Here is a 26,935-nt window from a genome sequence, read left to right as displayed (position 1 = left end):
CTCTTACCAACCTTAAACAAACCATCAGTTATCATTATGGATAATGCAAGATTCCATAGAATGGGTAAGCTAGAACTCTTGTGTGAAGAGTTTGGGCATAAACTTTTACCTCTTCCTCCCTACTCACCTGAGTACAATCCTATTGAGAAAACATGGGCTCATATCAAAAAGCACCTCAAAAAGGCATTACCGAGTTGTAATACCTTTTTTCGAGGCTCTTTTGTCTTGTTCTTGTTTCAATTGACTATATATCATGACTTCTTTATTTTGTCCGCTCTTGTTTTCAGATTATACTAATTCAAAATTAAAGTCTATCATTTTATTGAAGTCTTACTCAAGACATAGTTTAATTCAAGTATATCCTTTGAAATTCAATATCTCTTATAGCTATTACTTCATATTAGGGAGAGCATAATATATGTTAGCTAATACTCTTCGAAAATCTCTTCAAACCACGTCAGTTTCGCCTTGGATTATATATGTGACTGACTTTGTCAGTCTTATCTACAACCTCAAAGCAGTTCTTTGAGCAACCTACGGCTAGCTTCCAAGTTTGCTCTTTGATTTTCATTGAGTATAAGAGTGGAATTTTATGAGTTTTTGGGATTTTTAGGTATAAAACGCTAACCATTCAAAAACCACACAATGTTTCTTTCAGCTTAATTGAGTATAAAACTGAAATCACTGTGTGGTTTTATTTTGAAGCTAGTTTTTGCCCAACATCATATTAAGTAGCAATTTGTTATATTCATTTAAACAAAGGATTAAAGAAACCATCTGTATTTTTTAGTAGAGTTTTGAATACTTTGGACTTCAAGTCCACTGTATTTTTGAAATGATCTTTAATTTTCGGATCTGACATTCCCTCCAAATCTTTGCGAACTGCTTTATCAAATAAAGTGCGTAACTCATCATAGTTGCTAATATGGGTTCCATCAATATCGATAGCCTCAAAACCTTTCTTAGCTTTAACAAGAATTTCCCCGTACCAATGTCTCTTCCACTCTTCAAGGGTTTTAAAGTTTCCTTGCGATACTTTATTAATTATTAGCTTATCGCTTAGTAAACCATGGTTGTTTTTATCTGCTTCTGCTTTGTATTTATTAGATACATAACTGATAAAGCCATTTTCATAACCATAATAACCCCACATACGGAAAGCATTATGCTTAAATGATAATGAACCAGGTGCACCATCACTCGTATTCCCACCGTAAATACCAGCCATCATATTGACATTCACGTAAGCTGAGTTTGGAGTGAAATCCTCTGGACGATAAATTCCATTCCCTGGATTTCCATGTTTTGTCATAAAATTATTATCGATTAAATCATTGATGCTTGATAACTTCTTAGCTTTTTCTTCTTCATTCAAATCACGAACTTTATCCCATTGATTAGGCGCTTTGAGCTTATTCAAATTGTCAATAGTCCGTATTGCCTTGTCAACTTTCTTGAACCACTTCGTATTAATATCTGATACCCCTGATTCTAGAACTGCATCTGCTTCTAGATGATCTAGCATCATTAGTGCTTCATTATAGTTTTTCATATATCGATCAATGTCTTCACGAGTTTGAAGCTTATCAGGATTATAATTGTACCATTGGTCACCATCATTTTCACGATGATAGGCCATGTTAAGACCTAGAGCACCATACTCACCGTTACCTGTAGATTTATCAGGTGTTTGCAACATACCTTGAGCATATGCTTCAACGTCGGTGCCTTCACGATGACTATTTCCTCCAAAATATAACATACGGTCATTAACATGAGTTGTTTCATGTGTAAATGCTGAAATACCAAATTGACTAATCATATCCGTTACCATAAACAAGACTTTGTCATCATTATTTGGATTAGGGAATATTGAGGCCATAGCGCCCATACGCCAGTCTCTATCATGGTGTCTCCATGTTGGACCATATAATTCACGAATTGGTGCTACAGGGTTACCCTTACTGTCAAATCCTCGACGACCTACAGGAGAACCATTGTAGGTCTGATTATCCCAAACAGGTGTTGGTACCATATTTTGACTCTTAAGAAGTCTATCACGTACATTAGGTAGAGCTAATCTTGACCAGAAATCAAGATAAGTTTGTTGCCCTTTAGCAACTTTATCAATTTCTTTCTTAAATTCGTTTCGAGATTCTTCTGTTAACTTACCATATTTCTCAAATGAGCTATAAGCCATTGTATTGTAAGTCGAAATCAAGAATATATGTGCATTCTTAAGAGTTAATAGAGGTAAGATCATACGATTATGAACACCATTGTTCAAACCATCAAATGCACGATGTCGTTTGTTAACAAAATCTGGGTTCGTTGTTTTAGGCTCCACAACGTATACGTTCTTGGCCGCATGGATAAACCAATCATTTAAATCAGTATCGTTAGTGAAGAGACGCATGTTGTAATCTAAGAAGCCATGTAATTCAGACTTACCAATAGTTCCACCAATCATATCACGATAAGCATCCAAAGTTCTGTCGCCCTTGATATTTCGCTCACTTGATCCAATTCGAATTAAGAAATCAAGAAGGTCAACTGACTTACCATAGAAGTCAGGTTTAAACATCATCAAGTTCTTGATAGTCATATCCCCATACTTGATATCATAGTAACGATTAAGGTAAGTAAGAGCCATCACGATTTTAGCTTTATTTTCATCCACCTTCTTAACAAGTGCTTTCATAGCCGCTTCGTCACTATTTAATTGATGGTCAGCATTTTCAATCAAAGATTTGACCAATTTATCAAGATTAGCTTTCGTTTCAGCAAAACTTTCTTCGAGATAAAGGTCTCGGATATAACCGTTTTTACGTTCCTCTGTATTTTCTTCAGCTCTATCCCGATTACCCATCAAGGCACGTACTTCAGGAGAAATTAATTCAACAGTTGCTAACCTATCTTTAATGTCTTTAATCAATTGATCACGATTTTTATCAACCATGTTTGGTGTATAAACAATGTCACTCAATCCATCGATACTATACTCACGAACTTGCGCTACTTTAGACTCTTTTTGATGAACAGCTTTGATTTCTTTAGTCTTATCTGCATAGTGAATCATCACATGATCAATATCTGATAAATCGGTCACGAATTGACCATCCTTCATACCCGTAACAGAAAGGACTTCCTTCTTAGCTAAGTTTGAATCTTCTGCAAGTTTGTTACCTTGGTTGACAATCCACTCTTTGTTGTAGAATGGTTGAAGTTTTTCAATGTTGCGATATGCTAAATCTCGATCTACTTTATAGTCTTGGGTTGACTTATATTCATCTTCTTTTCTTGTTAAGCGGTTTAAGGTATTAACAATAGGGTCATGGATTTCATACTTGTCTGCTGAGATACCGTAAGATTCAATTTTCTTATCTGCTTCTACTTGGGAAATCGTTGAGATTCGTTTTGAGCGTTGATAAGAAGACAGACCTGTACTAACATCTTTCACGACATAATCACGATTCAATCGATTTCCAGAGAAATATCCGTCTTCATCATCAATATTGTGTGAACCAAAGAAGATTTCACCCTTGGAAACTTTCATCATGGAAACATTATCTTCAATAGCTCCCAAGACCCAGTTAGTGCTAATGAATCCTCCCACATCAACAGGATTTTCAATATCAATCGTCCCTTTCGCAACAGAGTGACGCACACTACCTTCTCTTCCAACAGTATAATTATCCATACCATTACCTGAAACAGATACAATACCAGCTGCTTTTGCCCGTTTACCAGTAATTGTGGCATTTACAAAGGCCTTATCAAGGTTACCCTTCCAAATTTCTCCAACAATCCCTGCTAGGTTTTGCCCCTTATCTCCACCAGCATGTAATTTACCAATAAATGCAACATTGCGCATATTTGCTCCACGGTCTAACTTATTCACAATTCCTGCAATATTATTATTAGCGATAACACTACCTGTGACTTTAATATCTTCAACAGTTGCATTTTTCACCATATTAGCAACAGGTGCTATTCCGTCAGCCCAAGGCATATTGATATCCACATTACCTAAATTAATATTCTTCACTGAACCATTTTCAATACGATCAAATAAGGGACGGGCAATATTATGAATCGTATATTGTTTACCATCAACACTTGATAAGTGTCCCTTAAACGTGCCTGGGACATATTGTTTAAAGGGTGTTGGTACATTCGTTGCATTCAAATCTGCACCAAGTTTGAATGTACCATTTTTATCGGCATTCATAGCATCTACTAAATCTTTAAAGTTATAGTAAACATTATCATCTTTAGGGCGAGGTTTTTCAATGTAATGAATATATTCATTTCTAGTCTTAGATGGATCCACATGTTGAATCAAATCTTGAGCAGTTGCTGTAATTTTATAAAGTTCTTTTTCTTTTTCAGTTACCAACTCAATCTTATCAACTGCTAAACGTGTTACTTTATTATCACGACTAGTGATTTTTAAGTACATTTTCTTCACATCTTCATCTGAAGGTTTTTCAGTCATGAAATCACTAGGTGTTTCAGTACCATCGTCATTTACCTTCACTAAATTAGTAGATGCGATATTTTTAATTTCAACTTTTTTCAAATCCAATCGAAGTGGTTTCTCTTCTAATGTTGCAGTTTCTTCTCCCTTACCACGGTCATAGGTCATAGTGGTTTCTATCTTATAGTCCTTGTAGAATTTTAAATCTTCTACCTGCTTATCTAATTGCTCTGAAGTTAAATCTACTGTTTTGACAATTTCATTTCCATCTTTAATTGTCGCAGTAATTTTATTGATCTTGACTCCATCTGTATTAACCAAATGATAAGAAAGATTTGCGGAGCGGTCTAATACATTTGTATCTGTTCGCTCCAAAGTCAAAACAGGAGCCGTTTTTTCTTTAGGCTTTTCTTTTGTACCTTTTACAAGAATTTCAGGCTTCATTTCTTTCAAAATAGTTACTGTTTCAACTGGTTCACTAATTTTTTTGCCATGTAACTCTTCATAGCTAGTAATAATTTGACGTTCGCCATCCTCACCAATTTGTTTAACAGAATCATCACCTATAAATTTGCTAGGATCAGATTCTTCTATAGTCGTTTTAGAAATAGTCTCGGTCCGGATATCGGTATGTAAAGAAGGCAATTCTTCTCTTTCTGATGCAACTTCTGAAACTGTAGATATTGGTTCAGTATATTCTGGTTTTTCTGAGACTACAGCTTCTGGCAATTCTGGTTGAACTGCTGGTTCTATCTTCTCTGAGACTACAGCTTCTGGCAATTCTGGTTGAACTGCTGGTTCTACCTTCTCTGAGACTACGGCTACTGGCAATTCAGGATGAACTAAGGCTTCTCCTTTTTCAGTTACAACTGCTTCTGATAACGATGTTTGAACTTCGGGTTCTCCTTTGTCTGTCACAACAGCTTCTGGTAAGGCTGGTTGAACTTCAGGTTCCCCTTTTTCAGTTACAACAGCTTCAGGTAAGGCTGGTTGAACTTCAGGTTCCCCCTTTTCAGAGACTACGGCTACTGGCAATTCTGGTTGAACTGCTGGTTCTACCTTCTCTGAGATTACGGCTTCTGGTAAAGCTGGTTGAACTGCTGCTTCTACCTTTTCTGAGACTACAGCTTCGGGTAATTCAGGATGAACTTCAGGTTCCCCCTTTTCAGAGACTACAGCTTCAGGTAAGGCTGGTTGAACTGCTGGTTCTACCTTCTCTGAGATTACGGCTTCTGGTAAGACTGGTTGAAGTTCAGGTTCGCCTTTGTCGGTCACGACTGCTTTTGGTAAGGCTGGTTGAAGTTTAGGTTCGCCTTTGTCGGTCACGACTGCTTTTGGTAAGGCTGGCTGAACTGCAGGTTCGCCTTTTTCAGTAACTACAGCTTCTGGTAAAGCTGGTTGAACTTCGGGTTCTCCTTTGTCTGTAACAACAGCTTCAGGTAATTTTTGTTGAACTGCTGGTTCATCCTTATCAGTGACTACAGCTGCTGGAAATTCTGCTTGAACCTCAGATTCCCCTTTTTCAGTGACAACAGCTTCTGATAAAGCTGGTTGAATCTCAGGTTCGCCTTTGTCTGTTACAACTTTGGGTTGCTCAACTGGCGAAACAGTTGATGCCGGAGAAACCGACGAAACACTTCTATCATCAAGCTCCAAGTAACCAACATATCTGTAACCAGAAATTTGCAACACACCATCACGTCCAGACTCATGGATGTTAGCATTCAAATTAAGTGCTGAAGCAGTTGATAGTGTAACTAAACCTGTCGCCCCTACAATCAAAAATGTAGCTATTTTTTTATTTCTCTTATCTTTTGTAATAACTACAACAAGACTACCGATGGTCAATAAACCAAATACAGTCATAATAGATTGTGATTGACCAGTATTTGGTAGTGCGTCTTTCTCATACACTAAAGCATATGATTCTTTTGATTCGTCAGGTCTACCTTGTTTGAGTTGATCACGTTCAGTTTGTGTCAAATTACTATAATCCAAGTAATGATAAGTTGATGCACCAACAACTGACGGTGCAAATAAAAGACTCCCCAAGAATACCGAACCAACAATACCCTTTATTTTCCGAATGGAAAATCTATCTTTTTTTAATAATGACAATTGTAATCCTCTACCTTTACTTTCTATTTCCTAATAGCAAACACTATTTTTTATTCTCAAAAATTGAACTTCTAAAATCATCGGTTTGATCAAGATAGGCTTTAAAGATTGCCTGTTTAAGTTTATGAACTCTACTTCTTTCTGGATATATATTCACAAGATAATCCTCAGCATCTTCATTGACAGCAGTAGTTATCATTCTTTGAAGATCTTCTATATTTTTTATTGTCACTCTATCTTTTCTGAACCAACTTCCATTTGGGTTATCGAAGCTAATGCTCATTAATTTTTTAAATTTAGCTTTTCGTTCTTCATACATTGCTTTTTTGAAATCAATCCATGATTTATATTCATTATTAAACACTTNCTTAAGCACTAAATCATCAGTTACATTACCGATTTTTTTACCATATGATGTAATAACGTCACCATTTGCTTTTGCTTTTTCTGCGTATTGATTAGAAATATATGGTACCATTCCATCTTTAAAACCTTTTGCAGCTAACAACTCGAACGCCATACGACGTCCCATTAAATCACCCGGAGTTCCTTTATCATTACTTAGAGCAGAATATATTGGTGAAAATAGTTTAATTGTATAATAGCCATTTCGTTTAAAGGTATTATCATTGTCATTTTCATATCCTCTTCTTGTAATAACATCATTTTCAATTAGACTATTAAATGTCGTTAATTTGCTAAGTTCACTATCATTTAAGTAACGAATAACATTAGTTGCATAAACGTTACTTCCGTCTGGATCCAGTTCAAATTTATTTTCTATTTTTCTCAACAAGTCATTTTTCTTAGAAATATCTAAGTTAACAACTGCATTACCTTCTAGATATTCTAGCATATAAATTACATCAAACAGATTATGCATATATTTTTGCAAGTCTTCTGCATTATTAAATCGTTTTGTAGGATCTTTTACCTGAAGTCTAGTTGGATTTTCTGCTTCTTCATACTTCAATATAGAGTTAATCGTAATAGTAGGATCGTATGGATGATCAGGTGCTTGTAACAATCCTTTAGCATAGAACTCTGGTCCAAGTCCATTCCTTCTTCCATATCCTCCAAGATAAATTTCTCTATCTGAGTTATGCGTCATTTCGTGTGTATAAGTTACCGCACCATCTTTATCAAGCATGCGATACGCCATATAGTAGAATGCATCCCCTGTAGCGTAGGCTCCATTAGAATTATGAACAACATTATTTCCTGCTGGACCGAAGAAGTGTTTTATTGCTGGATGATCAGTTTCAAAAGTTGCTTGGTATGTATCTTTATCTTCTTTTTCATCTGTACCAAATCTAAATGCATCATAGACTAGAACACTTCTATATAATTTTTCTTTATTTTTATCATCTAGTATTTTATACCAGTAATCATAGTGATCTCTGAATCTAGCAGCCGCTTCTCTAGCTTTTGCCTCAACATAGTTATTTAAATTTGTTCCTGCTGGATGTTCTTTACTTCTATATCTATCATAAGCACCGAAACCTATTGTCGAAATGTTCGCAATCATAAACACCGATTTTTCAGGTAATGTTAATAGCGGCAAGACCATACTTGGGTATTTCCAAGATGGGCTAGTTAATCTATCATATACTCCAATTGAATATGGACTACCAGCTATTGATTGCTTATCACTTACCTCTTTAATTGTAGATTTTTCTTCTACTATATAAGCTTTAGTTTGTTCTTTAAACCACTCGTTATTGGTTTTATCTGGCACGAATGCTTTTCTATATTTTTCCAAAGCATCAAATAAATTATTAGTTTTATAATTTTTCGCTAATAAAACGTTATAAGTTATAACATTATTTTTCGCTAGTAAATTATTATATCCAGATTTACCTAGTTCGATAACATTATCTAACGCTGAACTATTTGATTTACCGAAGAAATCCAAGTGGTACATAACTAAATCTTTCGCTTTTGTATCACCATATTTGAAATTGTACCAACGTTCTAAATATGTTAATCCTAGAAGTAAAGCTTCCTTATTGTTTTTAATTTTTTCGATTACATAATTATCTATTATCTTATTGTTATTTTCAGCTATTGCAGCATCTGCAGTAAGAAGTTTTGTCAAACTATCTTTCAAATTAGTTTTTGTGGTATTGAATTGTTCTTCTAAATATAACTCCGTTAAACTAACATCCTTAGAAACATCTAATACTTTTCTAGTTGCGTCTGATTTATATTCTACACTATTTAATGCTGGTAATACTTCATCTAAAATATTTTGATAATTGCGAAGTAATGTATTTGGTGTATAAATTAAATTTGTACCGTCTATTCTATACTCTGCTACATTTGAAAAATCACTTTGATAATTTACATTAAGTTTCTCTGATGTATTGTCCGCGTAGTATAGTAATAGTTTATTTATACTTGATTTGTATTTGTTAATATCACTAATTACTTCATTATCTTTCAATGGAACCACTGACAATAATTCTTTATTATAAAGATTACTACTTGACTCTATTAAATTTCCGTACTTAACTATTGTTTCTCTATTGTAGAACGGTAATAGTTTTTCTATATTTTTATATACTTTTTCTTTAGATGAAACGGCATTCTCAAGATTTTTATAGTCAGTTACATATCTAGAGGAGAAATTAAAATCTTCTGTTTTAATAGTATTTTTAGATGCAAAAGCAGCTTTTTTCTCTCTAATTTGTGCGTCTTCTAATACTTCTCCTCTTTGAACATCAGAATCCTTAGTTAAGATTTCATCATCCTCTGGTACTACGTTCACAACCTTATTATTTTTGTTGCTATATACATGATTTGCTTTCATGTCAGTGAAATCTTTTCCAGTTATAGCATTACCGTTTGTAACATTAACATCGCTTAGCACATTAGATAGTTGACCAGATTTTTCTAATCCGCCTACTGGGTCCCAAAGATTACCAACTACTCCACCAACGTTTGCAAAACGTTGCACATTATTAAGATTTCCTTCAGCATAACTATTACTAATTAGCGCACTATCTTCTACTGCACCAACTATTCCACCAATAGATTGATCCCCTTTAGTTGCGTTTGATGCTAAATCAATTGATGCGAACGACTTATCTATTAATCCTCTCGAACCAGAAAGTTTACCTACTAAACCTCCGATTTGATAACTAGCAACTGTGTTATATGTATTAGTTATTCTACCTGTATAGCTACTGTTAGAAATAGTAGAATTATTAACTTGTGATACTAATCCCCCTATTCCATGTTCCCCAGCTATTGCTCCATCAGCATGAACATTACTAATTACAGTTCCATTTCTCGCTTCTTTTGCAAGTGTTGCAGCATCTTCTTTTGCTGAAATATTGGCATCTTTTAGTGAAAGATTTTCTACTGTAGCACCATTTAATCCTCCAAATAATGGTTTTTTCAAATTATAAATAGCATAATATTTCTCATTATTTGTACCTACTAATGTTCCACGGAATTCATTTTTCACATAACTTTCTTGACCATCTGGAAGTTCAAGTTCACGAGCATCCATAGTTGCACCTAAACGGAATGTGCCATTAGGAGTGTTATTCATTGCATCTACTAAATTTTTAAATGATGTATAGACACCAGTTTCACTTTGCTGAGTTTTTGGTAAATAGTATGTATAATTTTCTAGTACATTATTATTTTCATGTTGTATCAGATTATTTACACTTGCTACTATTTTATAAACAGCTCTATTATCTTTATTATCATTAGTAATGCTTGTAACTGGTAGCATCACATCTTTAAAGTTCTCTGATTTAACTTTCATGAAGTAATTTTGTGGGTCATTTGGTACAGAATCTAATGAAGTTACATGACGATACTTATCACCTTCTTTTGAATATAGTTCTACAGAAGATATATTTCTAAGTTCCAATTTCTTAATAACTTCTTTTTCTTCTTTAACATCGTCTTTTTTATCATCTTTATGACGTTCTAGTGCATCATATGTCGGAGTAATTTCTTTACCATTTATAATACTTCTAATCCAGTCTAATTGTGTTGGAGATAATATTAATCCTCCTGAACGGTTCTTAGCACCATTTTGGTGTACACCAATGACTTCACCGTTAGCATTAAATATTCCTCCACCACTCATACCAGGTTTTCCACCTTGATATTGAACACCGTAGGTGTTATTCGCATATTCTTGTTCCATTTCTACCGTAGCATCTTTTAAGTGCGTATATTTCCCACCTGGATATCCATGAACATTTAGTTTGTCATTAAGATTTACTTTCGAATAATTTTTAACTAATTCTACATGTTCTCTGCCAGTTGTTTCAGGTAGCTTAATCACTGCTAAATCATAGATAAATCCTTTTGGATAATCTTTTTGATTATAAAAATGAATATCCTTAGCAGTAAATCTTCCTTTTCGCCCATCGGGAGTTACCCATTCATATGTATTTTTGGTTTCATCCCCTATGAACTTACCTGTAGTATTATCAGAAGAATTATTAATGAAATTATGAGCTACTGTTAAAAGTACATTTGGTGCAATAAAAGTAGCTGATCCCACTCCAGTTCCCTTCGTCGAATCTGTAATAAAGGTCATATTAATTAACGCACTAGATTTTTTCTGAATACTCATTTCTTCTGGTGTATTAGTATTTTCATTATTTGGTTTAGTCTCTTCTGTACTTGGTTGTTCAATACTTCCAGAATACTCTCTAGTTGGCTCTACTTTCTCTGGCTCTACTAACGCTCCAGCTTGTACTCCTGTATATTCTCTTGGCGATTCTACTTTTTCTGGTTCTACTAAAGCTCCAGCTTGTATACCCGTATATTCTCTCGGAGCTTCCACTTTCTCAGGCTCTGCTATTGCTCCAGCCTGTACTCCTGTGTATTCAGGTAGCGGTGTTACCTGCTCTGGCTCGACTATTGCTCCAGACTGGGTGCTGGTATATTCTGGTTTTTCAGCTGTCTCAGGGGCTACAACAGCTCCCGATTGCTCACCTGTATATTCTGGTAAGGAAGCATGGGTCTCTGGTTCAACGATGGCACTAGACTGAGTCCCCTTGTACTCTGCTTGTGGAGTTACTTGTTCTGGTTCTACTATTGCTCCGGCTTGCACTCCTGTATATTCTCTTGGCGCTTCGACTTGTTCTGGCTCTACTATAGCTCCGGCCTGTACTCCTGTGTATTCTGGAAGTGGAGCTACTTGCTCTGGTTCTACTATTGCTCCAGACTGGGTGCCGGTATATTCTGGTTTTTCAGCTGTCTCAGGGGCTACAACAGCTCCCGATTGCTCACCTGTATATTCTGGTAAGGAAGCATGGGTCTCTGGTTCGACGATGGCACTAGACTGAGTCCCCTTGTACTCTGGTTGTGGAGTTACTTTTTCTGGTTCTACTAACGCTCCAGCTTGTATACCCGTATATTCTCTCGGAGCTTCCACTTTCTCAGGCTCTGCTATTGCTCCGGCCTGTACTCCTGTGTATTCTGGAAGTGGAGCTACTTGCTCTGGTTCACCTTTATCACTTACTACAGCTTCTGGCAAATCTGATTGAATTGCAGGTTCACCTTTATCACTTACTACTGCTTCTGGTAAGGCAGGCTGGACTGATGGTCTGTCTTTATCATCGGTTACAACTGCTTTTGGCAATTCAGGTTGAACTTCTGGGGTGCCTTTGTTGGTTACTACAGCTTCTGGTAACTCTGGTTGAACTGCTGACTTACCTTTGTCACTTACTACTGCTTCAGAGAGTTCTGGTTGAATTGCAGGTTCACCTTTGTCTGTTATAACTGCTTCAGGTAACGCAGGTTGAACTGCTGGTTTGTCTTTATCGGTTACAACTGCTTTTGGCAATTCAGGTTGAACTTCTGGGGTGCCTTTGTTGGTTACTACAGCTTCTGGTAACTCTGGTTGAACTGCTGACTTACCTTTGTCACTTACTACCGCTTCAGAAAGTTCTGGTTGAATTGTTGGTTTACCTTTGTCGGTTACTACAGCTTCTGGTAAAGCAGGCTGGACTGCTGGTTTGTCTTTATCTGTTACAACTGCTTTTGGCAATTCAGGTTGGACTTCTGGGGTGCCTTTGTCTGTTATCAAAGCTCCAGCTTGTACATCCTTATGTTCTGCTAATTGTGATTGAGAATTTGAAGATTGTTTCTCTTCTTTTGTTGGATTGGTTAATTTAGTAGAAACAGGTTTTTCTTCCCGATTAGCTTGTACTTTTGATGGATTCTCTACAAAATTTGGTGTAACATTATAATCTACCTTTTGTTGATTTTTGGGAGTAGCTACTGATTTCTCTTGATTGCTTACTTTAGATTCAGAAGTTATTTTTCCCTCTTTGATATATCCAATATAAGTGTAACCTGAAATATATTTAGGAAGAGGTAATTTTTCTCCTGAGATTAATTCATAGTCAGTATTGTAATTTAGCAAAAGATGATTTTCTAAAGCATGAGCTGATACTAAGACACCGTTTCCGATTCCTGCAACCAATACTAAATGTAATACTGTTTTATTCTTAACCTTTTTCTTAGAAACGGCAAAAATTAAAATCCCCAGGGCAGCTAAGCTAGCACCAGCAACCAAGGTTTGCATATCATTCTTGCTTCCAGTATTAGGTAAGTCTCCCAGTTGATTTTGGGAATTCAATTTATAAACAAGATAATAAGTCTCATCATCATTATCCATGTATGTCGGAATATCATAGACAAGCTGCTTCTTTTCATCTGATGATAGCTCTGACTCTGTCACATATTTATAGTGAACACCTTTAGTCTCTTGAGCCTCTACAGATGAACTACCTAATACAGACATAAAAAATAAACTTGAAATCGTTGCAGATACAAGTCCTACTGATAATTTTCTAAATGAAAAACGCTGCTGTTTTTCACCAAAATACTTTTCCATTATTCCTCCTTGAAATAAAATTTAAAAATATGTAAGGTAAACTTTATTATATTAGCTTGTTATCTTACAAAAAGGTAATACACTTCAATTATACTCTTAATTTACAAAAAAGTCTTAAAATTAAGTTGCGCTTTCATACTTTGTTTTATATATAAAATACGAAAGAGCAGGGGTTGCCATTTCCTATTTTCTCTTTTTGGATAAAATGTAACCTACCATGAAATTTCCACGGTAGGTGTTACTTATATTAGCAATCGTTCTAAAAATGGTTTGAGGCAGTTGAGGAGANTTCCTTCTATCCAGCTTTCTTGTGCTGAGGAGAGATGATCTGTCTGGAGACTTTCTTTTAGAAAATCTCGGACTTGTTCTGGTGCGATTTCAAACTCAAAGGCTTTCATTTTATAGAAAAAGTCGAGCAGATGGTCGGATAGGTATTCAGTTGAAAAGGGGACTTCTCCACTTTTTCGATATTCTAATAAGAGTCGAGCAAATCGGGATTTTTCTTCAGGAAGCTCACGAAAATAGGAATTGAGGAGCCAGGTCTGCTTCTGCTTTCTTTCAATTGGATCCTGACTAGCAATTCGTTGGTCTTTTTCCAACTCTTTTTGGTATTGTCTGGCCTTGATAGCCCGTTCTGTTCGATTTTTACCAAAAAGAATTTTCTCCCACTTGCGTTCTTCTTGGGTTAGGGTTTCTGTAAAGCCAAAGTAATCTTGATAAGCACGCTCTGCTGGGCCCATGGCTAGAACTAGATTGTCTGCATACTGCTTGGCGATTTTATCCCTCTTCTTGCGCTCTTTCTCTGCCTGGATACGGAGTTCTTGTTCGTAGTCAATTTTCTCCTTGCCTAGCTTGACAAGGTAGAGTTGGTCATCTGGTTTCCCAAGTAAAAAGGGTTTGATACACTTTTCAAGGACTTCCTCCATACGAGCCTTCTTCTTGGGTTCTGCCTTGGTCCAACTTCCTCCTTGAAAGACTTCTAGGAAGGGCTGGTAGTCTTTCTCAGGTGAGAACTGATTGCCACGATTGGGTTTAAAAACACCTTTTTCCCAGAGCCACTTTAGAAGTCGCTCGTCAAAGTCACTTTTATTGACCTTGATTTTTTCCTTTTTCTGGGCTTTTCTGGTCAGATTTTCAACCTTTCTGAGTAGTTTTTCTTCCTCTTCCAATTGCTGGTCAAGGGACAATCGGTGAAAATGACGAACACAGTCGCTACCAATCGGAAAGAGACGTTGGCCTGTGACACCATTAAAGAGTTCGTAGGCGTACTTGATGGCATTCCCACAGACACAATTGCTACGGCCGATACCGTTAAAAATCAAGGAAACTTCATTCCATTCCTTGGTAGCTTGTTCCCAAGTATCAGCTTTTGAAGCCTGTAAAACCGCATCGTGTAGGGATTTTCTAACTGGAAGTGTCATGAGGTCTCCTTTCTAGATTATACTTTTACAACTTGAACCTCGTTTTTACCTAGTAAAATCAAGTATTTTTCAATATTTTCAATCGAATAGGCTCGGGATAAAGCCTCACCATATAAGGCTAATTGACCACGATAGCGGTCTATGAGTTGACTTGGTTCATCATAGCGGTCTGTCTTATAGTCGAACAGAACAATTCTGTCCTCGTAAAGGAGATAGCCATCAAGGATACCACGGACAACGAAGTCTTCCTGACTCTTTTGGTCTCGTTTGAGCATGGAGAAAGGTTGCTCGCGATAGAGATGGTTGGTATTAGCGAGAATTTCCTGACCGAGCGCTGTGTCAAAGAATGCAAGAGTTTTAGCAAGATTGATCTTGTCCCTGACAGCTGGGCTGGTTTGAACTTGTTTGAGAGTTTCTGTCAGACTAGCAAGCGTTGGTCGCTGGCTGAGGTCAATTCTCTGCATGAGTTCGTGGGTAGCACTACCAATCTCAGCTCCGGTTACCTTTTCTTTGGTTGAAAAATCTGGTAAATCAAAGCTGATTTTCTTGTCTACTGACTGGCCTTGACTTGCAATCTCAACACCTTCCATATCCATAACAGGTTCGTAGAATTTCTTGATTTGACTTGGGGTTTGAACACTTGGCAATTCAATAGCTGCGCGGTGAAGAGTATTATAGACTTCCACTTCTTTCAGCATTTCAAGAGCTTCCTTAATGGTTTCTGACTGGCGGTTGTCAGCTTGGGAGCTATCTTGGAGAGGGCTTTTATTTTCCAACTGACCGATAGCTTCTCTAGTCAGCTGATCATCGCCAACAAAACGATAGCTAAAGTTGAGATTGTCCTTGGCAAACACTTTACTGATAGCCCAAATCCAATCTTGGAAATTATTGGCTTGCAGTCTAGTATTGCTATTTAGTTTTCCATTTTTAGCTACAGGGTATTCTTTGGCTTCCAGCTTTTCACGAGAACCTTTACCGACAAGATAGAGCTTTTTCTCAGCCCTCGTCATGGCAACATACAGCAGACGCATCTGCTCTGAATAGCTTGCCAGCTGCAATTCCTCTTCATTCTGCCTATAGGTCAGGCTAGGAATGGAGAGTTTGATGGTTTTAGGATAGTGAGCTTCTACTGCTCCTGTTTCCATTTTGGCAATATACTTAACACCTAGTCCATTTTTTCGGCTGAGAATGACTTCTGACATGCTGTCTTGCTTATTGAAGTCTTGATCCATATTGAGGATAAAGACGTAAGGAAACTCCAGCCCTTTACTCTTGTGAATGGTCATGAGTTCTACAGCATCCTTGGGCGGTGCGACAGCCACGCTCGCAAGATCGTGCTGGGCTTCTAAGACTTGGTTAATCATACCAATAAAACGTGACAAGCCTTTGAAGTTGCTCTTTTCAAATTGATCAGCACGCAGTGCTAGGGCATAGAGATTGGCCTGTCTAGCAGGTCCATTTGGCAAAGCCCCAACATAATCGTAGTAAAAACGATCATTGTAAATCCTCCAAATCAAGTCATAGAGGGAGTGGGTTTTGGCATACAGTCGCCAAGAAGCCAAGATATCCATGAATTGCTTTAGTTTCTTAGCTAACTCCGTATGAACCAATCCTTTTTGGCTGCTTGCCAGTTTTTGAGCATTGACCAGTTTCTCATAGAGATTTTCTTGGATTTTATCCTCTGCTTTCTGAAGGGATAAACGTGCTAACTCGTCCTCATCAAAACCAAACATTGGAGACTTCATAAGAGCAACCAAGGCGTAGTCTTGCAGAGGATTGTGAATGACACGAAGGGTGTCTAGCATGACTTGCACTTCTAGGGATTGGAGATAATTGTTTTGCTCTCCGTCAGTTTTGACAGGAATTCCGTACTCAGACAGGGCGAGAAGAATCTGGTCATTACGACTGCGACTGGAGGTCAGAAGGGCAATTTCCTTAAAGGCAACACCTTTTTCCTGATGAAGTTTCAGAATCTCCTTGATAACTAAGCGCATTTCACCTGTTAGTTTCGTTTCTGTTTGACTCTCTTCTTCCTCACCTGTATCGTCCTTGTCATAGAGGAGAAATTCTGCCTTGTTTTCTGGATTAGGAGTCAGCTTGGTATTGGCAAAAACAAGCTGGTGCATGTTATCATAGTTTATTTCACCGACTTCTTGGTCCATAAGACGCTCAAAAACATCATTGGTTGCTGACAGCACTTCTGAACTACTACGGAAATTTTCTTTGAGTAGAATGAGCTTGCCCTCTTTTGGATTTTGCGCATAGCGTTGGAACTTCTCATTGAAAATCTGCGGGTCTGCTTGACGGAATCGGTAGATGGACTGCTTGATATCTCCCACCATAAAGCGATTGTGGCCATTAGATAGCAATTCCAGTATCCGTTCTTGAATATGGTTGGTATCCTGATACTCGTCTACCATGACTTCATGGAAACGTTCCTGATAAGTTTCACGGACTTGCGGGAATTTCTCTAAAATCTCAATGGTATAATGGCTGATATCAGCGAATTCAAAGGCATTTTCCTGACGTTTACGCTGACGATAAGCTTCCACAAAATCACTCATGAAGGCTTGGAAGGTTTTAGCTAGTTCCCATGTCTCTCCATGATAACGTTCTTGATAGTCGAGAATGGTTATCTGGTCTGACAGTTGTCCTAGTTTAGCAAACTGGGTCTTTCTCTCTTCGTTGTAGGCATCGGCCAGTGGCTTCAAATCAGCCTTGCGACTGGCATTCGTCAGAGCTCGACCATTTTTCTCTTTCGAAATTGCGACAACACGCGCAAGAACCGTTTGATAAGCCTGACTATCGGACTCTTGATTTAAGGAGCCAATTTCATCCAGAACTAACTGAACATTTTCTAAATAGGCAGCCTTTGGAAACTCCTTGGCATCATTATCCAGATGATAACGGAAAAAGCTTTCCAAATCCCAAAGGGCTTGCTGGATTTGCTCAGTTAGTTTTCCTTTTTCATTCGTAAAATCAGCTTTCTCAAAGCCTTTTAAGAAAGATTCACTCAGCCACTTTTGAGGGTTGCTGGTGGATTGGAGGAAGTCATAGATTTTATAGACTTGTTGGCGCAGCCCTCGTTCATCCTTGCCACGTCCAGCAAAGTTTTTCAGTAAATGACTAAAGGTCTCTTTCTGTTTACCTTGATAATGGACTTCAAAGACCTCATGAAAGACTTCGTTTTTTAGAAGGAGTTGCTCGCTCTGGTTTTGTAAAATACGGAAATTAGGCGCAATATCAATCAGATAGCCATGTTTGCCAAGGAATTTTTGTGTGAGGGAATCCATGGTACCAATAGCAGCGTTTGGCAAATCTGCCAACTGTCTACCTAAGTGTTGTTTGAGGTCAACATCATCGCTTTCTTGAATTTGTTGGCTGATTTTTTTCTCCAAACGTTCCTTAAGTTCTGTGGCAGCCTTAACGGTAAAGGTTGAGATAAAGAGTTGAGAAATTTCGACACCACGCGCCAATTGATCTAGAATGCGCTCTGCCATGACAAAGGTCTTACCAGAACCAGCTGATGCTGAGACCAGGATATTCTGTCCAGAAGTGTAGATAGCTTCGATTTGCTCGGCAGTTTTCTTCTGTTCCTTGCTCGAACTCGCTTCTGCTTCTTGCAGTTTTTGAATTTCTTCCTCAGCTAAAAAGGGAATGGGCTTCATCGATTCAACTCCTCTCTTATTTTTTCAAACCAAGCTTGCTTGAGCTTTTCTCCGACCAGACGCTTGCCATCAGCCAAGTCCAACTTTTCTAGGAAACGGGCTTGACCCAAGTGGTAATTGGCTTCAAAGCCTGTGATGGCTTGATGTTGCTGGACGTATGGGGCAATGCTTCTACCATTTTCAGTATAAGGGTTAATGGCGAACTGACCTGCTAAAATCTTCTCAGCTGCCTTCTTGTACAGATGGGCATTGTAGTCCAGTAGGAGCTGGAATTCCTCATCCGTCAGCTGATTAACCTTGTTTTTGTTATAAAATTCGCCTAAATAACTGCTTTCTTTTTCTAAAAAGAGGCCTTGGTATTTCATTGACTTGCTAGCTTCTACTACTGCACCTGCTAGACTTTTAACGGCCATCAGAGATTGGATAGGCTCAGCCATTTCCAAGTATATAGCGCCGAAAAAGTTCTCCTCCCCTTCTCTTTTTAAGGCAGCTAGATAAGTTGGCAACTGGGAATTGAGGCCATTAAAGAAATGAGGAAACTGGAACTGAGTTAGACTGGATTTGTAGTCTACCACTCCTATCGCCCCATCAGCTTTCAAACGGTCAATGCGGTCAACCTTACCTCGTACAAAGACACTGCGACCATTGTCCAATTGAATAAAGGCTTGCTCTTTGCCTCCAAATGTTGCCTCTTCTTTGATGGTTTCGATGGCTGGATTGTGGCGGAGAATGTGGCCAGTCGTGCGAGCTACATCAAGTAGAACTTCCTTGGTAAACTGGGCTTCCAAACTTTCCTGATAAATAGCCTCAAATTCCCGTTCTTGACTGGTTTCTTGGATAGCTTGTTCTAAACGTTTGTCAAAGGAATCTTCGTCAGGAAACTGCAAGGCGCGTTCAAAGATACGGTGCAAGAAATTTCCGTGACTGCGGGCATCAGGACGTAGACGTAATTCCTCCTGCAAGCCTAACACGTAGCGGAGGAAATAACTGTATTGGTTACGGTAAAACTCCGTCAAACCAGACGTAGACAGGTAAAATTCCTGATTAGCTGGATAGAGAGCCTGCAAGGTATCCTTAGCCAACTGCTTACTGCTTGGACTGGTTGGGAGGGCTGGATTTTCCAAACCTTGCTGGTCTAGTTTTTTACCCATGACACGCGCCAGAACCTTGACAAAGGTCAAATCTTGCTCCCTATCACTCATTTCGCCCTGCTGGTGATAGGCAACCAGACTGGACAAAAGACTGTGATAGGATCCCAGTTCTTCCTTAGACAGCCCTTTGTGATTCATCCTCTTCTCTTTTCGACTAAATCCAAAATGGACAAGCTCTTGAAGATAGGCAGATTCCTTACTTTCACTTTCATTAAAAAGGCTTGGAGCCGACAAGACCAACTGCTTACGAGCAGAATTGACCAAGGAAAGCATGGTGTAGCGATTTTTCTTGAGGTTTTCACTGCTAGCAATCAGCAATTGCGCCCCTTCCTCTGTCGCTTGGTTTAAGTTTTGTCTTTCTTCATCAGTCAAAAGACTGGTGTTTTGCGCAATTTTAGGTAAATTGTCCTGAGTTAGACCAATGGCGTAGACAAAGTCAGCAGTCAGTGGTGCAATCAAATCGTAACTCTGCACCAGAACTGTGTCTACTGTTGCTGGAATAGTACGATACTGAGATAGGCTCATACCGGAATGAAGCAAGGACAAGAAGTCCTCCAGACTAATTTGTGAACCAGCAAAAACAGTCGCAAATTGTTCTAAAACATGACAGAATGCCTTCCAAACTTCGGCTTGTCTTTCCTGTTCAAGAGCTTCCATTCTAGCTGTCAAATTTTGCAGTTGCTTGGTCACCGCTCCTTCTTTTAGAAAGCTATTCCACTTTTGCAAGAGATTTTCAGCCTTCTGCTTTCGGCTGGTAAAGAGAGTCTCAAGAGGGGCTAAAATACGCAAACGAAGAGCATTTAAACGTTCCAAATCAAACTTTCCATGGTGGGATTTGGTGAAGGTTTGCTGAAAGGCTGGCAAGCCATTGATACCAAGATAACGGATATATTGCTCAAATGCATCAATATCAACCTGACTAAGGTCGGTATACAGACCTGTTCTAAGAAGGTTTATCAAATCCTCCTGACGGAAACGATAACGTTTCAAAGCCAAAATAGACTCAACAAACTGTGTCAAGGGATGGTGAGCCATAGATTCGCTTCTACCAAGATAGAAAGGAATCTGATACTGGTCAAAAATGGTTTTTAGAGATAACTGGTAAGAAGCTACGTCTCCTAAGAGAATACGAAAATGCTTGTAACTCAGGTCTGGATTGGCATGTAATTTCTGACGAATGCTACGGGCTACCAACTCCAACTCTTCTTTCTGCGTCAAACAAGACCAGATTTGCAGATTTTCCCGGTCCTTATCATCTACATCCAAGCTGAACTCTGAAAAGTCATAAGAAGACTCCAGCAAACGAGAGGCCTTGTCAAAGCTATCCATCTTCTCATGAGTTTGAGAAGAGTCCTGTGCAGGTGTTTGGTATTTAGAGGCTAGATGATGGAGAAACTCCACACTGGCTTGGTAGAGATTTCCCTCGCTAAAAGGACTGGTATAAGCTTTCTTGCTAGCATAAACCCCAATGACAACCTCAACACCCTTGCCATGAAGTAGGTCCACAATCCGCTCTTCCTCAGCAGAAAAACGGGTAAATCCATCAATGACCAAGGCGATTTGAGTAAAATCACTACTTACCTTGTCATTCTCAATAGCCTCAATCAAATGGGACAACTGACTTCTCTGAGCTAACAGGCCTTGATTGAGATAGGCCGTTACTTTCTCAAAAATCAAGAGCAAATCTGCCCGCTTATCCTCATCAGTCAAACTTTCCAAGTCCAAAAAACTCATCTGAGCAGTCGTCATCTCGTGATAAAGATCAATCAACTGCTGGATGAATTGAGGATCCTGCTTGATGGCACCGTATACTCGTAAGTCTTTGGGATCAAGTTCGGCAAGGCATTTGTAAAAGGCCATCCCAAGACCAATGTCATCAAGACTGATCTTAGCAGGCAAGTCATTCAAAACCAGGTAACGAGCCATTTGAGCAAAGCGCGTGACGGTAATCGTAAAAGAAGCCTGCTGGGACAAGCATTCCAGCACGGCGCGTTCCTTTTCAAAAGAAAGAGAGTTGGGAGCGATATAGAAGACTCGCTTGCCCGCGGCAACTTGCTCTTCTGCCTCTCTGGTTAGGATTTCTGTCAAAGAAGTCCGAATATCAGTATAAAGTAATTTCATCTCAGCCTCGTTGGAATTTTTCATTAACTTATATTATACCATGATTAGCCGAAGATTCTGTCTCCTTTCCTCCAAAATATGCTATAATAATACCAAAAGATAAAGAAGGAAGTCTTATGATTAAACTACTAGCCTTGGATATGGATGGAACCCTCCTCAATGAAGCCAAGGAAATTCCACAAGCTCACATTACTGCTATTCACCAAGCTATTGAAAAAGGTGTCAAACTAGTACTTTGTACGGGACGCCCGCTTTTCGGTGTCCTCCCCTACTATCAAAAACTGGGACTTGACCTCCAGAATGAGTATGTGATTGTTAACAACGGTTGCTCAACTCACCAGACTAGCGATTGGAGTTTGGTTGATTGGCAAGAACTCAGTTCAGCTGACATCGAATACCTCTATGATCTAGCAGAAAAGAGTGACGTCCAGTTGACTCTTTTTGATGAGGAACATTATTTTGTCCTCGGTGGCAAGCCCAATAAAATCATTCAAAATGATGCCGAGCTAGTCTTTTCAGACCTGACTGAAATTTCACTAGAGGAAGCTACCAGTGGCAAGTATCGTATGTTCCAAGGAATGTTTTTAGGAACTGAGAGTCAAACAGACGATTTTGAGAAGCGTTTTGCTGAGGAGCTTTGCCAACGATTTAGCGGTGTTCGTTCGCAGCCTGTTATTTATGAAGCTATGCCACTCGGAACGACAAAGGCTACTGCTCTTTCTCGACTAGCTGAAATTTTGAAGATTGAGCCGTCAGAAATCATGGCCATGGGCGACGCCAATAACGATATCGAAATGCTCCAGTTTGCAGGGCTTGGTATTGCTATGGGAAATGCCAGCGATTATGTCAAATCCCTAGCTGACGACGTTACAGCAAGAAACGAAGAAGACGGCGTTGCGCGTGCGATTGAGAAATATATTCTATAATTAAGAAGCCCAGTTCATATCAACTGGGTTTTGATATTTAAGAATTCCTAAAACTTTAGAAACTCTTTAGAAATCCTTGAGCTTTCTTTGATTTCTATACTTTATACTAAAGTTATCAAAATAAATTAAAAGGAGAGAATCATGAAAACAGTACTTGACATTCATGGATTGTCCAAAAACTTTGACAAACAACCTATTCTTCAGGATCTTCATCTAACGATAAGAGAGGGAGATATTTATGGACTTATAGGGAAGAATGGAGCTGGGAAAACCACCTTGATAAAAATCATAACGCAACTACTGTTTGCGGATAAAGGAACTGTTTCCCTCTTCTCCAGCAAAACGGAAAATGAGTGGAGCAAGTCTCTATCTCGAGTAGGTTCAGTGATCGAATCACCTGTAGCTCATAATCACTTAACAGCCTATCAAAACCTGAAATATTACTGTATGATTCGTCATGTTCCAAATGCTGATCAAGTCATTCGAGAAACGCTGGACTATGTCGGTTTGCCAGATACAGGTAAAAAAGTTTTTCGTGATTTCTCTCTAGGAATGAAACAAAGACTTGGCATCGCCATTGCCCTCCTATCCAAACCAGACTTCCTAATCTTAGATGAACCTATCAACGGTCTCGACCCAATCGGTATCAAAGAATTTCGACTAATGATTCAACGGCTCAATCAAGAAAAAGGAATAACCATTCTCATCTCTAGCCATATCTTGTCAGAACTCTATCTCGTAGCAAATCGTTTTGGTATTTTAGATCAAGGTAAGATTATCCGTGAAATCAGTAAAGCTGAATTTGAAACACTAAGTGAGGATTATATTGTCCTTAAGACAGCTGATCAAGAGAAAGCTTGTCAAGTATTGAAAGAACAAATCCAGCTCCAGTTCAAGGTTGTTAATCCTGAAAACGAAATTCACATCTTTGGTCAGGAACAAGATGTCAAACAGATTCTCAAGGAATTAACCTTGGCAGATGTTGACATTGACGAGATTTACTATGCCCGTCAAAACCTAGAAGAATACTTCACTCAATTGGTCCAATAGGAGGAAAATCATGATACATACCATTCAAGCAGACTTTTACCGTCTTTTCCGCTCCAAAGGATTCTGGATTACAGAATTCATTCTCTTTGTCCTCTTGCTACTGGGTGCCACTATCGGGGCTACAGGCCATCTGATGGCAATCCAGACAGAAGAACCAGAAATTCCAACCCATGGTTGGGACGGTATTCAAGCTCTTATCAATGCGTCTAGCAATGATTCAAACCTTGTTTTTCTCTGCATTATTCTAACATGTTTAGTTCTTGGGGTCGATTTAATCGGCAAGCTTTATAAAAATAGTTTGACAGTTGGCGTTTCTCGTACAGAGTTTTTCTTCGCTAAATCCTTTGTTCTAGCAAGTATCGCTCTCTTACAACTCATCGCCAGCCTTGTGATTGCTTTTGTTCCCTCAACTCTACTAAACGGACTTGGTACGATACCTGATGGTTTTGTTACTAATCTCCTCTTAATGATTTTCCTTCAATTTCTCTGCCTTCTCGCTTGGCTTTCGATTATTTCCTTTATTCTCTACCTGACTCATTCTTATCTTGCCGTATTTATTGGTTATCTGATTAGCTCTATCATCCTTTCTATGCCAATGATCATTTTTCCAAATATCAAATTTTTACCATATTTGTCCTTGCATTTTTCCTATGCTATGACTGCTAATAGTGAATCCATTTTCTATACACTTATAGTTACCTTAGCTGTTATTGTAATCTTTAATCTAAGTGGACTGGCAGTTTTCAAAAAGAAAAGTCTATAAAAAATGACCTCCTCTGTAGGCTAGAGGAGGTTTCTTTTCGTTAAAAATAAATGAAAACCGATAACCACTGGCCATCTGTGCTTAGTTTCATCTCTGCACCGAGAAGATGACATAATTCCTCAGTGATATAAAGGCCTAAACCAGAGGATTCTTCGGTGTCTGATAGATTTTCAGAATAAAAACGGTTACTGAGCTTTTCTATTTTTTTGATAGGCTGTTTAACAAGGTTTGCAATCTCTAAGACAAGCTGTTCCTTTTCTTTTCGCAAAGACAGACGCGCTTCTTCCTTGCCATGTTTGAGGACATTTCCAAGCAGATTTTGTAAAATTCGATCCAGCAAGTCTTCATCAGTCCTCATTTTCAGACCAGCTTCAACCTTAAAATCAAGCGTGATATTTGCCGCCTGAAAAACATCATAATAAGCCAAAGTCTTTTTGGTGATAAAAGCTGAAAGATCCACTTCTTCCAGTTTCGGTTTGACAGCTCCTTCCATCAAACGACGATATTCTAGAAGAGCCTCCAAACGTTTGGAAACTAAATCAAGATGCTGGGCTATTTTTTGTAAGGTTTCTGATTTGTCTTCAGGAGACTTTATCAATTGTTGGGTGTAGCCTGAAGCGATAGTCAAAGGTGTCCGAATATCATGGGCGATATTGCTGATGGCCATATCCAGAGTCTGTTTTTCCCTTTTCATCACCAATCGAGATTGTTCCACTTCCTGAAATAGATTCTCAATTTGCTGGTAGAGATGTAAAAAATGTTTGGAAAAAATGTTGACTCCGACTCTTTTCATACTACCCGTGAGAATCTTGTCTTCAATCTGTTGACTCAAGTTTTTAAGTGCTAGATGGTAGCGAATCAATGCAATCGATAACATAATTAGGAGTACTAGTAGGACAAAAATTATCATGTAGGTCATTGCTTGTCTCCTTTTAATCTTACCCCAACTCCCCAGATGGTTTCAATATATTCTTGATTTGGGTCAAGCTGGTTTAATTTTTTACGAAGATTACTCAAATGCGTATTGAGGGTATTATCTCCAGGTAGATAACTCTCCTCCCAGACCAATTCATAAAGTTCTTCCTTAGTGAAAATTTTCTTAGGGTGTTTAAGGAGAGTTTGGAGAATCAAGCATTCTTTCTTGGCAAGGCGAATGGTTTCCTGGCTATTTTTGATTTCAAAACTTTCTGCATCAAACTGGATATTTTTCAAGTTTTGTGGCAGATTTTTAGTTTTTCCTATTTCCATAGACTGTTTTTCTGTACTTTGGCGTAATTGAACAGTAACTCTAGCAAAGACTTCGTCCAAATCAAAAGGTTTGACTATGTAATCATTGGCACCGTCTAAGAGGTATTGACTGATTAACTTCTTATCGCTCAAAGCCGTTAGCATAATGACTGGAGTTTGACTTTGTTCCCTGATAGCTTTTAAAACCTGATCCCCATTTTTCCCAGGAAGCATGATATCTAGCAAAACGAGGTCAATCCCACCTTGGTCAAAACGCATGATTCCTTCAGTTCCTGAAAAGGCTTGAATCACTTCATGCTCTTCAGTAAGAAGTGTTCGCAAAATTTCTTGAATGTCACTATTGTCTTCAATAACCAATATCCTAGCCATAACTACCAACCTTTCTGCAACTATTATAGCATGTTTTATTGATAAAGCTTAAACAGAAAAGCTCCTCGCATCAAAGCGCGAGAAAGTCAAGGCTCAGGCGATTGTCACAAGTCACGGGAGAATTGTTTCTTTTGATATTGCGCTGAACTATTGCCACGATATGAAGGTCTTCAAAATGAGTCAAAGTCCGAAGAAATCAAAGTAAACTTGAGAAACTAACTCTTGAAGATAAATTCTATAACCATGCGCTATCTAAGGAGAGAATCAAGGTTGAGAACATCTTTGCCAAAGTAAAACATTTAAAATATTTAATAACCTATCGAAATCATCGTAAACACTTCGGATTACGAATGAATGTGATTGCTGGCATTATTAACCGTGAACTAGAATTTTATAGTAAACTGAACCAAAAATAGTACATAACGTGGTATAATCTTCTTATGGCATATTCAATAGATTTTCGTAAAAAAGTTCTCTGCTATTGTGAGCGAACAGGTAGTATCACAGAAGCATAACACATTTTCCAAATTTCACGTAATACCATTTATGGCTGGTTAAAGCTAAAAGAGAAAACAGGAGAGCTAAACCATCAAGTAAAAGGAACAAAACCAAGAAAGGTTGATAGAGATAGACTGAAAAACTATCTTACTGACAATCCAGACGCTTATTTGACTGAAATAGCTGCTGAATTTGGCTGTCATCCAACTACTATCCACTATGCTCTCAAAGCTATGGGCTAC

Annotated in this window: 10 protein-coding genes and 3 pseudogenes; 6 read left to right on the top strand and 7 right to left on the bottom strand. The window is 38.4% G+C overall.

Annotation, left to right across the window (positions count from 1 at the left end; translation table 11 throughout):
• Positions 1-244, top strand: a pseudogene (locus D8787_RS08215) (transposase); the annotation flags it as partial.
• A gap of 504 nt (positions 245-748) precedes the next feature.
• Here the strand turns inward: D8787_RS08215 and D8787_RS08210 are convergent.
• The 5 genes from D8787_RS08210 to rexB all read right to left on the bottom strand — a co-directional run bounded on the left by D8787_RS08210 (position 749) and on the right by rexB (position 21,839).
• Positions 749-6,598 (bottom strand): ZmpA/ZmpB/ZmpC family metallo-endopeptidase, encoded by a 5,850-nt coding sequence (locus D8787_RS08210; protein WP_125422710.1) that lies wholly within the window; start codon positions 6,596-6,598, stop codon positions 749-751.
• Between the two features lie 43 nt (positions 6,599-6,641).
• Positions 6,642-13,478 (bottom strand): ZmpA/ZmpB/ZmpC family metallo-endopeptidase, encoded by a 6,837-nt coding sequence (locus tag D8787_RS08205; protein ID WP_125422707.1) that lies wholly within the window; start codon positions 13,476-13,478, stop codon positions 6,642-6,644.
• A gap of 242 nt (positions 13,479-13,720) precedes the next feature.
• Entirely contained in the window at positions 13,721-14,899 is a 1,179-nt protein-coding gene (locus tag D8787_RS08200) for a hypothetical protein (protein ID WP_125422704.1), read from the bottom strand.
• 17 nt (positions 14,900-14,916) lie between these two features.
• Positions 14,917-18,567: a helicase-exonuclease AddAB subunit AddA gene (gene addA / locus D8787_RS08195; protein ID WP_125422701.1), complete on the bottom strand. Its 3,651-nt coding sequence runs from the start codon at positions 18,565-18,567 to the stop codon at positions 14,917-14,919.
• Positions 18,564-21,839: an ATP-dependent nuclease subunit B gene (gene rexB / locus D8787_RS08190; RefSeq protein WP_125422698.1), complete on the bottom strand. Its 3,276-nt coding sequence runs from the start codon at positions 21,837-21,839 to the stop codon at positions 18,564-18,566. The genes addA and rexB overlap by 4 nt, the downstream gene beginning before the upstream one ends.
• Positions 21,840-21,955: 116 nt before the next feature.
• Here rexB and D8787_RS08185 point away from each other — a divergent pair, with 116 nt between their 5' ends.
• The 3 genes from D8787_RS08185 to D8787_RS08175 all read left to right on the top strand — a co-directional run bounded on the left by D8787_RS08185 (position 21,956) and on the right by D8787_RS08175 (position 24,578).
• Positions 21,956-22,765: a Cof-type HAD-IIB family hydrolase gene (locus tag D8787_RS08185; RefSeq protein ID WP_125422695.1), complete on the top strand. Its 810-nt coding sequence runs from the start codon at positions 21,956-21,958 to the stop codon at positions 22,763-22,765.
• Between the two features lie 141 nt (positions 22,766-22,906).
• A complete protein-coding gene (locus D8787_RS08180; protein ID WP_125422692.1) occupies positions 22,907-23,815 on the top strand; it encodes an ATP-binding cassette domain-containing protein in 909 nt (302 codons plus the stop codon).
• Between the two features lie 10 nt (positions 23,816-23,825).
• Entirely contained in the window at positions 23,826-24,578 is a 753-nt protein-coding gene (locus D8787_RS08175) for an ABC transporter permease (protein WP_049523752.1), read from the top strand.
• A 40-nt stretch (positions 24,579-24,618) separates the two neighbouring features.
• Here the strand turns inward: D8787_RS08175 and D8787_RS08170 are convergent, their stop codons facing one another.
• Positions 24,619-25,497: a sensor histidine kinase gene (locus D8787_RS08170; RefSeq protein ID WP_125422689.1), complete on the bottom strand. Its 879-nt coding sequence runs from the start codon at positions 25,495-25,497 to the stop codon at positions 24,619-24,621.
• Positions 25,494-26,195, bottom strand: a complete 702-nt coding sequence (locus D8787_RS08165; RefSeq protein WP_125422686.1) for a response regulator transcription factor — start codon at positions 26,193-26,195, stop codon at positions 25,494-25,496. The genes D8787_RS08170 and D8787_RS08165 overlap by 4 nt, the downstream gene beginning before the upstream one ends.
• A 73-nt stretch (positions 26,196-26,268) precedes the next feature.
• Between D8787_RS08165 and D8787_RS08160 the strand changes: the two are divergent.
• Both D8787_RS08160 and D8787_RS08155 read left to right on the top strand, forming a co-directional pair.
• A pseudogene (locus D8787_RS08160) lies at positions 26,269-26,611 on the top strand (IS5/IS1182 family transposase); the annotation flags it as partial.
• Between the two features lie 24 nt (positions 26,612-26,635).
• A pseudogene (locus D8787_RS08155) lies at positions 26,636-26,935 on the top strand (IS630 family transposase); the annotation flags it as partial.

The sequence above is a fragment of the Streptococcus mitis genome (assembly GCF_003944325.1).
Taxonomy (GTDB): Bacteria; Bacillota; Bacilli; order Lactobacillales; family Streptococcaceae; genus Streptococcus; species Streptococcus mitis_CW.
The sequence above is the reverse complement of the archived record's forward strand: the minus strand, read 5'-3'. Positions and strand labels throughout refer to the sequence as shown.

What these genes read in the sequence shown, in the direction of transcription:
- addA (WP_125422701.1), bottom strand. Translation starts at nt 18,567, where the DNA reads ATGAAGCCCATTCCCTTTTTAGCTGAGGAAGAAATTCAAAAACTGCAA.
- rexB (WP_125422698.1), bottom strand. Translation starts at nt 21,839, where the DNA reads ATGAAATTACTTTATACTGATATTCGGACTTCTTTGACAGAAATCCTA.
- D8787_RS08185 (WP_125422695.1), top strand. Translation starts at nt 21,956, where the DNA reads ATGATTAAACTACTAGCCTTGGATATGGATGGAACCCTCCTCAATGAA.
- D8787_RS08180 (WP_125422692.1), top strand. Translation starts at nt 22,907, where the DNA reads ATGAAAACAGTACTTGACATTCATGGATTGTCCAAAAACTTTGACAAA.
- D8787_RS08175 (WP_049523752.1), top strand. Translation starts at nt 23,826, where the DNA reads ATGATACATACCATTCAAGCAGACTTTTACCGTCTTTTCCGCTCCAAA.
- D8787_RS08170 (WP_125422689.1), bottom strand. Translation starts at nt 25,497, where the DNA reads ATGACCTACATGATAATTTTTGTCCTACTAGTACTCCTAATTATGTTA.
- D8787_RS08165 (WP_125422686.1), bottom strand. Translation starts at nt 26,195, where the DNA reads ATGGCTAGGATATTGGTTATTGAAGACAATAGTGACATTCAAGAAATT.